At 69.4% G+C, this 13066-nt stretch carries 9 protein-coding genes; 6 read left to right on the forward strand and 3 right to left on the reverse strand.

The features are described from left to right. Positions 1–3: 3 nt before the first annotated feature. Together INT51_RS13960 and INT51_RS13965 are read left to right on the forward strand one after the other, a co-directional pair. Positions 4–759: an SDR family oxidoreductase gene (locus tag INT51_RS13960; protein WP_193105934.1), complete on the forward strand. Its 756-nt coding sequence runs from the start codon at positions 4–6 to the stop codon at positions 757–759. Between the two features lie 57 nt (positions 760–816). Then, positions 817–1974: a low temperature requirement protein A gene (locus INT51_RS13965; RefSeq protein ID WP_193105935.1), complete on the forward strand. Its 1158-nt coding sequence runs from the start codon at positions 817–819 to the stop codon at positions 1972–1974. A gap of 178 nt (positions 1975–2152) precedes the next feature. On the opposite strand, the gene INT51_RS22555 is transcribed toward INT51_RS13965, so the two are convergent. Beyond that, complete coding sequence (locus INT51_RS22555) at positions 2153–4459, reverse strand: UvrD-helicase domain-containing protein (protein ID WP_193105936.1); 2307 nt, start codon at positions 4457–4459, stop codon at positions 2153–2155. 171 nt (positions 4460–4630) lie between these two features. Next, positions 4631–5626 (reverse strand): LacI family DNA-binding transcriptional regulator, encoded by a 996-nt coding sequence (locus INT51_RS13975; RefSeq protein ID WP_193105937.1) that lies wholly within the window; start codon positions 5624–5626, stop codon positions 4631–4633. Positions 5627–5772: 146 nt separating this feature from the next. Between INT51_RS13975 and INT51_RS13980 the strand changes: the two genes are divergently transcribed. Genes INT51_RS13980 through INT51_RS13995 form a run of 4 tightly spaced genes read left to right on the forward strand, consistent with a single transcriptional unit; the run spans position 5773 to position 10870 of the window. Next, positions 5773–7722, forward strand: coding sequence for a glycoside hydrolase family 127 protein (locus tag INT51_RS13980; RefSeq protein WP_193105938.1), 1950 nt, complete (start codon positions 5773–5775; stop codon positions 7720–7722). After that, on the forward strand, positions 7722–9044 hold the full coding sequence (locus INT51_RS13985; RefSeq protein ID WP_193105939.1) for an extracellular solute-binding protein: 1323 nt from the start codon (positions 7722–7724) through the stop codon (positions 9042–9044). The genes INT51_RS13980 and INT51_RS13985 overlap by 1 nt, the downstream gene beginning before the upstream one ends. A 9-nt stretch (positions 9045–9053) precedes the next feature. Next, complete coding sequence (locus INT51_RS13990) at positions 9054–10016, forward strand: carbohydrate ABC transporter permease (RefSeq protein WP_193105940.1); 963 nt, start codon at positions 9054–9056, stop codon at positions 10014–10016. Next, positions 10016–10870 (forward strand): carbohydrate ABC transporter permease, encoded by an 855-nt coding sequence (locus tag INT51_RS13995; protein WP_226832429.1) that lies wholly within the window; start codon positions 10016–10018, stop codon positions 10868–10870. Before INT51_RS13990 ends, INT51_RS13995 begins: the two co-directional genes overlap by 1 nt. Before the next feature lie 44 nt (positions 10871–10914). On the opposite strand, the gene INT51_RS14000 is transcribed toward INT51_RS13995, so the two are convergent. Beyond that, entirely contained in the window at positions 10915–12957 is a 2043-nt protein-coding gene (locus tag INT51_RS14000; RefSeq protein ID WP_193105941.1) for an acyltransferase family protein, read from the reverse strand. Between the last annotated feature and the right edge of the window lie 109 nt (positions 12958–13066).

Raw genomic sequence — 13066 nt, forward strand, 5'->3', positions numbered from 1 at the left:
GTCATGGCCAAGCGCACTCTCCACGGGAAGAACGTCCTCATCGCAGGAGGAGCCAAGAATCTGGGCGGGCTGATCGCGCGGCAGGCTGCTGATGCCGGCGCGAACGTCGCGATCCACTACAACTCCGATTCCAGTCGCGCCGACGCCGAGAGCACCCTCGCTGCGGTCGAGGCGACGGGCGTCACGGCGACCGTGCTCCAAGGGGACCTCACCGTTCCCGCGAACGTGACCCGCCTGTTCGCGGAGGCGGAAGCCGCCCTGGGGACGCTCGACGTCGCGGTGAACACGGCCGGCAAGGTGCTGCGCAAGCCGATCGCGGAGACCACCGAGGACGAGTACGACTCGATGTTCGACATCAACTCCAAGGCCGCCTATTTCTTCATCCAGGAAGCCGGCAAGAACCTCGCCGACGACGGCAAGATCATCACCATGGTCACCGCACTGCTCGGGGCCTTCACGGATGGCTACTCCACCTACGCCGGAGGCAAGTCACCCGTGGAGCACTTCACCCGGGCCGCAGCCAAGGAGTTCGCCGATCGCGGCATCTCCGTCACCGCGATTGCACCCGGCCCGATGGACACCCCATTCTTCTACGGACAGGAGACACCGGAGCGGGTCGAGTTCCACAAGTCCCAGGGCATGGGCGGGCAGCTCACGAAGATCGAGGACATCGCCCCGATCGTCCGCTTCCTCGCCTCGGAGGGCTGGTGGATCACCGGGCAGACGATCTTCGCCAACGGCGGATACACCACCCGCTGATCCCATCGGGACCGCAAGCAGGACGACCGCACGACAGGCAGACACGAGGTTCACCGCATGACCGCCATCCCCCTGGCCCGTTCCGGGCACCGCCGTTCCGAAGTCGGGCCCGTCGAGCTCTTCTTCGATCTCGTCTACGTCTTTGCCATCATCCAGCTCTCGCACCTGCTCATCGACCACCTCTCCTGGGAGGGCGCTGCGCAGACCCTCGTGGTGTTCGCCGCGGTCTGGTGGGGATGGAACTACACGGCCTGGGCGATGAACTGGCTCGATCCGAGCCGGACCCCGGTACAGCTGCTCAGCGGCGTACTCATGCTCGCCGCGCTCGGAATGTCGATCGCCATCCCCACTGCGTTCGGTGACGGGGCTTGGCTGTTCGTCGGGTGCTACCTGTTCATGGGCATCCTGCGCCCGGTGTTCATGATGCTCGCCTACCGCGGCCATCAGGTGGCGGCCAACTACCGCATGCTGCTGCTGTGGACCCTGCTGGCGGGCGTCTTCTGGATCCTCGGTGCGGCGCTGCCGGTCGAATGGCGACTGTGGCTCTGGCTGATCGCAGTGCTCGTCGATTACGCCGCCCCGCTCGCCCACTATCGGATCCCCGGTGTCGGCGCAGCCCCCATGCATCTCTGGAACCCCGACGCCGAGCATCTGGCCGAGCGGAATCGCCTGGTGTTCATCATCGCCCTCGGTGAGTCCATCCTGCTCATGGGCGGAAGCATCGTCTCTCACGGGCAGCTCTCACCGTCCCTGGCCCTCAGCTTGATCGTCGGCTTCGCATCCCTGTTCGTGCTCTGGTGGAACTACTTCGCCCTCGCCGGTCCCGACACTCACGGCGGCGACTCCTCGACCGGCGCGCTACGGTCCGCCTATGCGTACGCGCACGCCCTGATGGTCCTCGGCGCGATCCTCGTCGCCGTCTCCATCGAACTGCGGCTCACCCACGACCATCTGACGGTCGCCACCGTCCTGGTCACCACCGCCGGCCCTCTCGTCTACCTGGCGGGGAACCTGATGTTCCTCCGCTCGCGATTCGGGAGTGCGGCACGCTCGCGGTTCATCGCCGCGGTGGTGCTCGTGCTCATCACCGCCTCCGCACTGCTGCTCCGCGACAGCCTTCCGGTGATCGTCCTGAGCGTCTCCGTGCTCGCCGTGACCGCGACGCTCGCCGCACTCACCGCCGTGACTCGAACCCGCGCGGGCCAGCACGATTGACTCCGTCGTCAGCACATCCGGCCGACTGGGGTGGTCAGCAGGCGACCCTGCCAGAGTCGGCTCTCCACCGTGTGGTCGGCGACCGTCCGGTGCTGCTGGTCCACGGTCTGCACCGGAGCACGCAGCTGGACTGGATCGACACCACCGGGCAGGCGCACACCACCGATGAGCGTCCTTCTCAGCCGAGCGTGCGTCGCTCCCAGGCGGCGCCGAGTTCGAGGGTGAGGGGCCCGCTCTGGATGAGGGTGAGGGTCCCCGTGGCCCGGGTGAGCGCGACGTAGAGGGTCGCGAGCCCGTCCTCGTCGGCCACCCGGTCGGGGTCGTGGACCAGGACGTGGTCGAACTCGAGGCCCTTGACCGCGACCGGCGGCAGCACCACGAGAGGCTCGCGCAGGTCCTCCGCTGACGCCTCGATGCCCTGATCGGCGAGCATCGCGAGCAGTCGCTGCGGAGCGGGCGTGATGATCACGCGCTGGCCGGGACCGTGCTCGCCGCGCGCCCACTGAAGCACCTGCTCGGCGTCGTCGAGGTCTCCGTCGACGATCACCGGCCGCGTCCCCGCGGAGCGCACGGCATCGATCTCCCGCGCATCGGGGCGCAGCGTGCGCAGCAGCGGTTCGACCGCCTCGACCAGCTCGCGCGGGGACCGGTAGCAGATGGTCAGCTCCTCCAGGCGCGGCGTGGTGCGCAGGGCCGCGAGGCGGTCGCTCCACGTCCTGCTGGCGAGCTCGGCGGAGGTCTGCGCGATGTCGCCGACCACGGTCATCGAGCGCACCGGGCAGCGGCGGGCGAGCATCCGCCACTGCATCGGCGTGAGCTCCTGCGCCTCGTCGACGATCACGTGGCCGTAGGTCCAGCTGCGATCGGCCAGCGCGCGGGTCGCGAGGTCGCGAGTGTCAGATTCGGTGTTGCGTTCGGCCAGGTCCTGGGCCGAGACCAGACCGGCCAGGCCCGGGGTCGAAGCGATCACCCGCTGGGCATGGGCGACCTGCTGCTGGTGGGCGCGCTCCGCGGTGGCGACCTGGTCGCTGTCGTCCTCGCCCAGGATCTCGGCGGCCTCGTCCAGCAGGGCCACGTGGGCATCGGTCCACGGTTCCTCGGCGCTCTGCGCGAGCAGCCGACGCTCTTCCTCGTCCAGGTGCGGGGCGGTCTGCGCATCCAAGCCGTCCCGCAGCAGGCGGGTGACGGCCCCGTCGGGCGTGAGATGCGGCCAGAGCTCCTCGAGATCGCGCTGGACCGTGACGTCGGCCGCGAGCTCGGCGCGCAGGCGGCGCCGCTCGAGAGCCTGCTCGCCGTCGGGGTCGTGGCCCTCGCTCATCGGCATCAGGGCATCGGAGTTCTTGGCCAGCGCCGCATCGAGCTTGCCGACCAGGTCCTCGAATCCGGTGTCGACCTCCGCGAGCAGGTCGGAATCGGCCTGTTCCACGCGGGAGGTCAGCTCATCCAGGATCAGCTCCCGGAACACCTCGCGGGCCACGTTGTGCTGCTGGGTGTGCTTGCGGGCCCGATCCGTGCAGAGCTCGAGGGTCCCGCGCGGCAGGAAGATCTGGTCGCCGTCCCAGCTGATGACGTGCCCGTCCTCCTCGCTCGCCCCTTGCAGCGCGGTCACGAAGCTGCTGATCGCCGTGGCCATCGCGACGTCCCCCAGCAGCCGTGCGGTCTCCGGTTCGGCCGGGGCGGTCGCCTCCAGGCCCGGGAGGAGCCCTTCGATGGTGCTGGTGACGACGTTGGTCTCGCCGAGCGCCGGCAGCACATCCCCGATGTAGTTCAGGAAGCGGGTGTTCGGGCCGATGATCAGCACGCCGCGACGCAGCACCTCCGGTGCGCTGTAGAGCAGGTAGGCGGCCCGGTGCAGGGCGACGACGGTCTTGCCGGTGCCGGGGGCGCCCTGGACCACCAGCACTCCGGCCTTCGGAGCGCGCACGATCGCGTCCTGCTCGGCCTGCAGGGTCGCGACCGCGTCATGCATGCGGCCGTCGCGCGAGGCACTCAGGGCCCGCAGCAGCGCACCCTCGCCGACCGCATCCTCGGTGCCTTCCGCGCCGGCGGTGTCGGCGTCGCCGAAGAGGTCGTCGTCGACGCGCACCACGGTCCGCTGGTCGAGCGTGAGGTGCCGGCGGCGGGCCAGGCCGAGCGGTTCGCGCGCGGTGGCCGCGTAGAACGGCGCTGCCGCCGGTGCGCGCCAGTCGATCACCAGGCGGTCATCGCCGTCGCGGACGCCGGCGGGCCCGATATGCACGCGCAGGCCATCGGTGCGGTCGATGCGTCCGAAACTGAGATTGGGCTCGGCGCGCATCAGGGCCGTCAGCCGCGACCCCAGCCGGCGCACCTCCGCGTCCCGTTCGTTCAGCGCTGTCGAGTCACCGGCGGACTGCGCCAGGGCAGCCGTCCTGCGCCTGTCGAGCTGAGCGATCTCGGCATCCAGGCTCCGGTAGGCGCGGTCGATGTGGTGCTGTTCTGCGGCGATCTGTTCTGATGCGGACACGACGAAGCTCCGTTTCTGCGCGCCGAGGCACGCGGGAACACCCGGTATCGAAGGAGGAGAGCGAGGAGCGTATGCCGGAATCGTCCGTTCGCACAATGAATAGTGCGGGCTCTGTGGGTTCTGCGACGTCCTGCTTGCGCCGCACCCCGGCACCGTGTCAGCGGCGACGGGTCACAGGGTGGAGCCGCGCACCTCGAGCCGCGGCGTGAGCACCTGACGGCGCGGCGGCTGCTCCTCGCCCTCGACCAGGGCGAGCAGCGTGCGACCGGCGAGTCGGCCCAGGTCGGCCAGGCCCATGTCCACCGTGGTCAGCGGGGGCCGTGAGGCGAGCGCCATGACCTCCCAGTTGTCGAAACCGGTCACCCGGACCTGCGTGGGGACGTCGATGCCCTTCTCGCGCAGCCGATCGGTGACGCCCCGGGCGATCTGATCGGAACCGCAGGAGAACCCGTCCACGTCGGGATGGGAGGCCAGCACGATGTCCACGGCGTAGCGCCCCCACTCCTCGGACCAGTGACCGAACAGGGCGGGCCCCACCAGCGTCTCGCCCAGCTCGTCGGCCACCGCTTCCGCGCGGGCAGCGGCGGAGTGGTGCCGCTGCGGACCGGTCACATGCGCGATGCGGCGAGAACCCAGGGCGGCAAGATGCGAGGCAGCCACCCGGGCCCCCTCCCCCTCGTCCGCGACGACGGTGAAGTCCGCGGGATCATCCGAGGGAGAGAACGCGTAGACCGTGGGGACGTCCACCCCGATCGACGGGCGCGGATCCGTGGTGCGGCCGGTGATGATCAGGCCGTCGACCCGCCGGTCCTGCAGGGACTGCAGGTAGTGGCGCTCACGCAGGACGTCATCGCGGGTATCGCACAGGATGATCGCCATCCGCCCTGCGGCCAGGGCATCCTCGACCCCCATCAGCAGCGGGATGGTGAAGCGACCGAAGCTGTCCGTGGTCAGCAGGCCGACGGTGTAGGTCCGGGTATCGGCCGGACCCCGCCCGCTCGCCCCCAGCACGAAACCGAGCGTCGCCGCGGCGTCCTTGACCCGGGCTCGGGTGTCGGCGCGCAGCTGGCCGGTGTCGTTCAGCGCCTTGGACGCGGTGCTGACAGACACCCCGGCGAGCGCGGCGACATCGACGATGCGGGGCGCCGCATTGTGCCCGTTGTTCACATGACCTCCTGAGGTCTCCCGAGGGTCCGCATTGCCGTCGAGTCGGGCGGGTGCGGGGGTTGTCGCGCGGCGGCGACCATGCCATTATCGCCACAGAAACTCTGTTTCCGCACTTTCCGCAACGACGCCGCCTGTGAGGTTCCTCCATGACCACTGCCCCGAACGCTCTCGCCTCCCCCGCGATCCCCACCGCCGGCGCCGCGGTCGCCCTGCGCCCGCTCACCCCAGGATCCGCACAGATCACCGGGGGCTTCTGGCACACGCGTCAGCAGCGCAATCGCGACGCCGGTCTGCGCTCCGGGTACGAGCAGCTCGAGTCCTCCGGCACCTTCCGCAATCTCCGCCTCGTCGGCGGCGCGGAGCAGGGCGAGGCCTCCGGCATGATCTTCCAGGACTCCGACGTCTACAAGTGGCTGGAGGCCGTCGCCTTCGAACTCGGCCGCGAGGACGACCGCGCACTGCGCGACATGGCCCGGGAGGTCACCGCGTGGGTCGCCTCCGCGCAGCAGGAGGACGGCTACCTCAACAGCGTGCACACGCTGCGCCACTCCCCGACCGAGCGCTACTCGAACCTGGCCTGGAACCACGAGCTGTACTGCTACGGGCACCTGATCCAGGCAGCGGTGGCCCTGTCCCGCAGCGCCGGCGAGGATCAGCTGCTGGAGGTCGCGCTGCGCATCGTCGATCACCTGCGCACCCTCTTCGGCCCGGAGGGCCGGCACTCGACCGGCGGCCATCCGGTCATCGAGATGGCGCTGCTCGAGCTGTATCGCCTCACCGGGCGCTCGGACATCAAGGACCTCGCGAGGTTCTTCCTCGACGTCCGCGGCCGCGAGGAGACCTTCCCGGGCTTCCACCCCGGGCCCGGGTACTTCTCCGCCGGCGTCCCCGTGCGCGAGACCGACTCGGTCGAAGGGCACGCAGTACGTGCTCTCTACCTCTTCGCCGGGGCCACCGACCAGGCCATCGAGGACGACGACGCGGAGCTCCTGGCGCGCACGGAGTCCGTGTTCGCCGACCTCATGGCCACCAAGACCTACGTCACCGGCGGCATGGGAGCCCGCTGGGACTGGGAAGCCTTCGGCGACCCCTACGAGATGACCACCGATCGCGGCTACGCCGAGACCTGCGCCGCCATCGGGGCGATCCAGTGGGCATGGCGACTGCTGCTGGCCACCGGCAAGGGCATCTACGCCGACGCCGTCGAACGGCTGCTCTACAACGCCTTCCTCGCCGGCGTCTCCCTGGCCGGCACGGAGTACTTCTACGTGAACTCGCTGCAGCTGCGCGAGGGCACGAAGGCCGATGAGGGCCGCTCGATCGCGCACGGCCGCCGCGGATGGTTCGACTGCGCCTGCTGCCCCCCGAACATCATGCGGACCTTCGCCAGCCTCGACCACCTCGTGGCGACCTCGACGCCCGACGGCCTCCAGCTCCACCAGTACGCCACCGGCACCTGGTCCACCGGGGAGGGCGACGGCCGCCTGACGGTCTCGACCGTCACCGACTTCCCCGTCGACGGCCTGGTGCGCCTCACCGTGGACGCCGCGCCGAACGCACCCCAGCGCCTGTCCCTGCGGATCCCGGGCTGGTCGCGCGGCGCCGCGACGCTCACCGTCGGCGGCACGGACGTTCCCCTCTCCCCGGGCGACGACTACGCGACGATCGAGGTGACGTTCCAGGTCGGAGACGTGATCGAGCTGCGACTCGATCTCTCGGCGCGCTTCGTCGGCGCCCATCACCGGCTCGACGCCTCCCGCGGCAGCGTCGCCCTGGAGCGCGGCCCCCTGGTCTACGCGATCGAGCAGGAGGACCAGGTCGCCGCGGCGTCGGTCGACGATGCGGCGGTGGACCCGAGCATCACCCCGGTTCCCGGATCCCCTCTCGCGGCGCTGGACGGGGCGATCCCGCTGGTGCTCAGCGGCAGCGCGGTCGCGGTCTCCGCCGCGGCGGCCGCCTGGCCGTACCCGGTGCACGGGACCCCCGACGCCGAGATCACCCGAACCGCCGCGACCTGGACGGCGATCCCCTACTACGCGTGGGGCAACCGCACCGTCGCGCCCATGCGCGTCTGGCTGCCTCTGGAGGCGCACTGATGCTCAGCCGACGCCGGCTCCTGCACGGAGGCCTCGCCCTCGGGGCCTCCGGCGCGGGGATCGCCGCCCTGGCGGCGTGCGCGGGAACCCTTCCCCCGACCGACACCGCCGCGGAGGGGTTCGGTCAGGAGGCGACGGGGACGGTGACCGTCTGGTGCCGCGCCGCGACGCAGACGGCGATCCACGCGATCGCCACCTCGTTCAACGAGCTGCACGAGGACCTCCAGGTGGCGGTCCTCCCCATCCCCGACGCGCAGTACGTCACCAAGCTCGCCACCTCGATCCGCGGCGGCTCCGTGCCCGACCTCGTCGACTTCGACCTCATCAACTGCCCGCTGTTCTCCGTGCGCGACGCCTTCGCCGACGTCACCGAACTGGTGCAGGCCCTGCCCTTCCGAGACTCCCTCTCCGCCGGGCACATCGGGCTGGTCACGCACGAGGACCGGCTCTACGGCATCCCCTTCATCGGTGACTACTCGACCCTGTTCGCGAACACGGATCTGCTGGGCGCGGCCGGATTCGATCTGGCCGAGGTCTCCGGAAGCCTCGAGTCCCTGATGACGACCTGCCAGTCACTCGCCTCCGCGCTGCCGGACGTGCATGCCTGGGCGTTCCCCGGCAACGCCTCCGGCGCCATGGGCTTCACGATCCAGCCCATGATCTGGGCGGCGGGCACCGATCTGATCACCGGGGATCTCGGGGACCAGTCAGGCAACATCGTCGGCAACGACGTGGTCGAAGCTGTCCTCGAGTTCCACCGGCAGCTGTGGGTCGACGAACTGGTCCCTCAACGCTCCTTCGTCGAGGACGGCGCGCAGTGGGGCCACGATTACCGCTCCGGCGACGTCGTCTTCCTCCCCAGCGCGTACGGCCCCGCCGTCGCGGAGGCCGAGGAGGGCTTCCGTCCGATCTCGCAGAACGTCCTGCTGCCGGGTCCTGACGGGGGCACCGCCACCTTCTCCGGCGGGGACACCATGTGCATCCTCAACGGCGCTCCGAACGCCTCCGGTGCCTGGATGTTCATGAGATACGCCCTCGAGCTCGACGTCCAGCGGTCCCTGCCGACCACCGGGTACATGCCCGTCAGATCCGACAGCGCCGACGCCGAGTTCGCCGAGGACTACGAACAGGCGGTCGTGCCCGTCACGCACCTCGACGAGGGGTATGTGCCGTCCACCCTCGCCTACAACCTGCTCTACAACCAGTCCTCCAGCCCCTGGCTCGCCATGATCCGCCGCGCTGTGTTCGACGGTGACGTTCCCGGCGCCATGGCCGAGGCGCAGTCCGAGTACGACCGCATCCTCACGCAGACCCAGCTCTAGGAGCCCGCCATGACCGCACTCGATGCCGAGGCGCGACCGGGGCCCGCCGGATCCGGCCCCCGCACAGGGCCGACCCGGGCGCCTCGCTCCCGGCGCCCCCGGTCCCTCACCCACCGCCCGCTGACCGGCGTGCTCCTGGTCGCGCCCGCCGTCGCGCTGGTCAGCTTCTTCGCCCTGATCCCGCTCGTGTTCGCCGCGTACATCTCCGTCACCAACTGGCCGCTGATCGGCGAGTACCGCTTCGTCGGCCTGGAGAACTACCAGCAGGCGCTGAACGACCCCGGCATGTGGAAGGCGCTGCGCTACACCCTGATCTACACCGCGATCGTCACGGTCCCGATCCTGCTGCTCGGCTACGGACTGGCCGTCCTCGTCCGGGCCAACCGCCCCGGATCCACTCTGCTGCGCACGATCTTCTTCATCCCCTTCGTGGTGGGCCTGACGACCTTGAGCTACATGCTGGTGCTCGAGGCCCAGCCCGACTCCGGGGCGATCAACCGGATCCTGAGAGCACTCGGGCTGAGCGACGGCAGCACCGCCTGGCTGCTGGACGGAGTGCTGGGAACGGCGCTGCTCTCGGCCCTGGTGATCTGGGCGGTGCCGGGCCTGACCATGATCCTGCTGCTGTCCGCGATGCAGGGAGTCCCCGCAGAGGTGTACGAGGCCGCGGACATCGACGGCGCGAGCTGGCTGCGCCGCGAGCTGTCGATCACCGTCCCGATCATCCGCCCGGCGATCGGGATGTCCCTGATCATCTCGGTGATCGGATCGTTCCTGGCATTCAACCAGTTCTTCATCCTCACCAAGGGCGGCCCGGGCACGGACACGACGACCATCGTCGGCTACATCTACAACCGGGCGTTCGTCGAGCTCCAGCTCGGCTCGGCGACGGCGATCTCCCTGATCCTCGTCGTCTTCACGGCCCTGATCACCGTGGCCCAGTTCGTTCTGCTCCGAGGGAGTGACCAGTGATGACCCGATCCCGGTCGATGACCAAGGACCGCCGCGCGGTCCCCTACGTGATCCTCGGCGTGCTCTTCGCGCTGATCTTCACGATTCCCCTGCTCTGGTCGATCCTGCGGGCCTTCCAGCCGCACGAGGTGATCCTCGGAACCCCGAGCTTCCCCGAGATGTTCGATCTGACCTGGAAGAACTTCTCGTTCTTCCTGTCCTCGGACGGGACGATGCTGCGGCCGGTCCTCAACAGCATCATCGTCTCGCTCTCCACCGCGGCGCTGACGGCGCTGGTGGCGACGGTGGCCGGATACGGGTTCTCGAAGTTCCGCTTCCGCGGCTCGCGCCTCGCCTTCAGCCTCATCCTGCTGTCGATGATGGTGCCGTTCCAGGCGATCCTCACACCCCTGTATCTGCTGATGAACTCCGTGGGCCTGACGGACTCCCTGATCGGGCTGATCCTCTTCTACACCAACTTCGCCCTGCCCTTCGGCATCTTCCTCATGAAGAACACCTTCGACACCGTCCCGCAGGCGCTCGAGGACTCCGCGGTCATCGACGGCGCCGGCACCGTGCGGATGCTGGTCAACGTGCTGCGGCCGATGATCGTGCCCGGCATCGCCAGCGCCGCCCTGTACGCCTTCCTGACCTCGTGGACCGAGTTCCTGGGAGCTCTGACGTTCCTGACCACCGAGAAGTACTTCACGCTGCCCATCGCCCTCCTGAACATCCAGGTCGGCACCTACGGCGAGGTCGACTTCGGCCAGCTGGTCGCCGGCTCCGTGATCGCGATGATCCCGTGCGTGATCCTCTACGTGTGCCTGCAGCGGTTCTACGTGCAGGGACTGGCGTCCGGAGCGGTCAAAGGCTGAGGAAGCTCGCGGTGACGATCAGGCCGCCGGCGAGGCGGTGCGGATCATTCCACCGAGGTGCTCAGCTCATCCCACAGGGGCGTTGCCATCTGCCGGCTGAAATGCGCGGTGAGGTGGTGGCCGTCGCGGTAGACCAGGGTGTCCCCGATGATCGTCGGGCAGAACGTCTCATTGCAGAAGTAGGCCGACAGATCGATGTACGTCGCACCGTCGGCCTCCGCCGCGGCCTGGTTCGCCGCGACCAGATCGGGCGCGAACGCCTCGGATCTCGGGATCGCGCACTCCTGGGCCTGTTCGAGGTTCTCCGAGAGGCAGATCGCCGGGGCGCTGCCCTGATTGGGAACGTCCGCCAGGACCGCGACCTCGGAGTCGGAGATCGAGCCGATGGTGGACTCCATCCCCTCCTGCCAACGGTTCGCGAAGTCGTCCATGCCGCCCTCGAGTTCGATGGGCGCGTCGACATAGTTCGCCAGGAGCACCAGATCGGGCTGTTCGCTGTTGATCCGCTCCAGCACTCCCTGGCGCCACTGGCTGCACTCGGTGTACGGCACGCCCTCGAGCAGTTCGGGCAGATCGGCGGAATAGCAGGAGCTCTTGGTGTTCGTATCCAGACGGATCTTGCCGTCCTCGGCGAGCTGCGCCAGGGCCGGGTACCAACTGGCCGCATGGGAGTCACCGAACAGGAACACCAGGGGCGCGTCCGGGTTGTCCCCGATCTGGCATCCGCTGGCGTCGGTGCTCGCCTCCGACCGGTGGCAATCGTTGTCGTAGATGGCGGGGTTGTCCGACTCGGCATCCTCGAGCGAGGGCGTGAGATTCTCCGGCACGAAGTCGGTGCCGGCCGGACCCTTCGTCGGCGCTTCCTGCGAGGCCTTCTGGTCGGTGGCCGTGTCCGCCTGCGTGGTCGTGAAGTAGGTGCCGCCGGCGGTCGCGATCAGCGCCAGCGAGGCGAGCAGGGCGGCTGCGCCGGTCCAGATCGGGGTGCGCTGGCGCAGCACGGGCCAGGCGATGACCGGACGCTCCACGAAGCGGTACAGCAGCCATGCCAGCGGAATCGCCGCCAGGCCCAGGAGGAGCCGGATCCACAACGGCAGCGGGGAATTCTCACCGGCAGCGGTCTGCGGGATGACCAGCAAGGGCCAGTGCACCAGGTACAGCGAATAGGAGATCGCACCGATCAGCTGGAACGGCGCCAGGGAGAGCAGCCGGTTGGCGTGCGCCCGGCCCGGGGCAGCCCCGCCGATGATCAGCAGCGCCGTCGCGAGCACCGGCAGCGCCGCGGTGTACCCGGGGAACGGGGTCTCCGCCTGGTACAGCAGCCCGACCGCGACCAGCAGCGCCAGGCCGATCCAGGCCAGCACGCCGGTGCCGGCGGCGCGCAGCCAGCGGGCGTCGGTGCGCATCAGGAACGCGACCAGAGCGCCCGCGCCGAGCTCCCAGGCCCTGGTGGGCAGCGAGAAGAACGTCCACGGCTGGGAGATGCCCATCCCGACCACGCACAGCAGGAACGAGGCGGCCGTCAGCGTCGCGACGAGGACCAGCAGCCGCCGCTCGCTGCGCCGGCACAGCCAGAAGCCGAGGGCGAGGATCGCGGGCCAGAACAGGTAGAACTGCTCCTCGATGCCCAGGGACCAGTAGTGCTGGAACACGGACGGGCTGGTCTCTGCCAGATAGTTCGTCCCCTGCACGGCGAACAGCAGGTTGGGCACGTACGTCGCGGCCGCCACCGCGCCCTTGACGACCTCGCTCATCAGCAGCGGCGGCATCCAGATCCAGGACGCCAGCACGGTCAGCACGCCGACCAGCAGGGATGCCGGCAGGATGCGTCGGGCGCGCTTGGCGTAGAAACTCCCGAAGGAGATCCTCCCGTGGGTCGCCAGCGACTCCAGGAGATGGGTGGTGATGAGGAATCCGGAGATGACGAAGAAGACGTCGACACCGACGAAACCGCCGGAGAGCCAGGGCACGCCGACGTGGTAGACCACGACGAACAGGACGGCGATCGCCCGGAGCCCCTGGACGTCAGGTCGGAAACCGGACTTCTTCGCGGTGGCGGCCCCGGAGGGGGCCTCGGCGACGGCAGTCACCTGTCTCCTTCCCGTCGATGTCCTCGGGCCGTGGATTCTAGCGGGCGGCGAGTGGCCGACGGGGACCAGGAGGGCCGACAGGCCGACGAATCTCCCGCGGGCCCGCGGA

The organism is Brachybacterium sp. FME24 (assembly GCF_014897705.1).
GTDB lineage: Bacteria > Actinomycetota > Actinomycetes > Actinomycetales > Dermabacteraceae > Brachybacterium.

Excerpts from the sequence above, each read along its gene's own strand:
- INT51_RS13960 (WP_193105934.1), top strand. The coding sequence starts at position 4 with ATGGCCAAGCGCACTCTCCACGGGAAGAACGTCCTCATCGCAGGAGGA.
- INT51_RS13965 (WP_193105935.1), top strand. The coding sequence starts at position 817 with ATGACCGCCATCCCCCTGGCCCGTTCCGGGCACCGCCGTTCCGAAGTC.
- INT51_RS13980 (WP_193105938.1), top strand. The coding sequence starts at position 5,773 with ATGACCACTGCCCCGAACGCTCTCGCCTCCCCCGCGATCCCCACCGCC.
- INT51_RS13985 (WP_193105939.1), top strand. The coding sequence starts at position 7,722 with ATGCTCAGCCGACGCCGGCTCCTGCACGGAGGCCTCGCCCTCGGGGCC.
- INT51_RS13990 (WP_193105940.1), top strand. The coding sequence starts at position 9,054 with ATGACCGCACTCGATGCCGAGGCGCGACCGGGGCCCGCCGGATCCGGC.
- INT51_RS13995 (WP_226832429.1), top strand. The coding sequence starts at position 10,016 with ATGACCCGATCCCGGTCGATGACCAAGGACCGCCGCGCGGTCCCCTAC.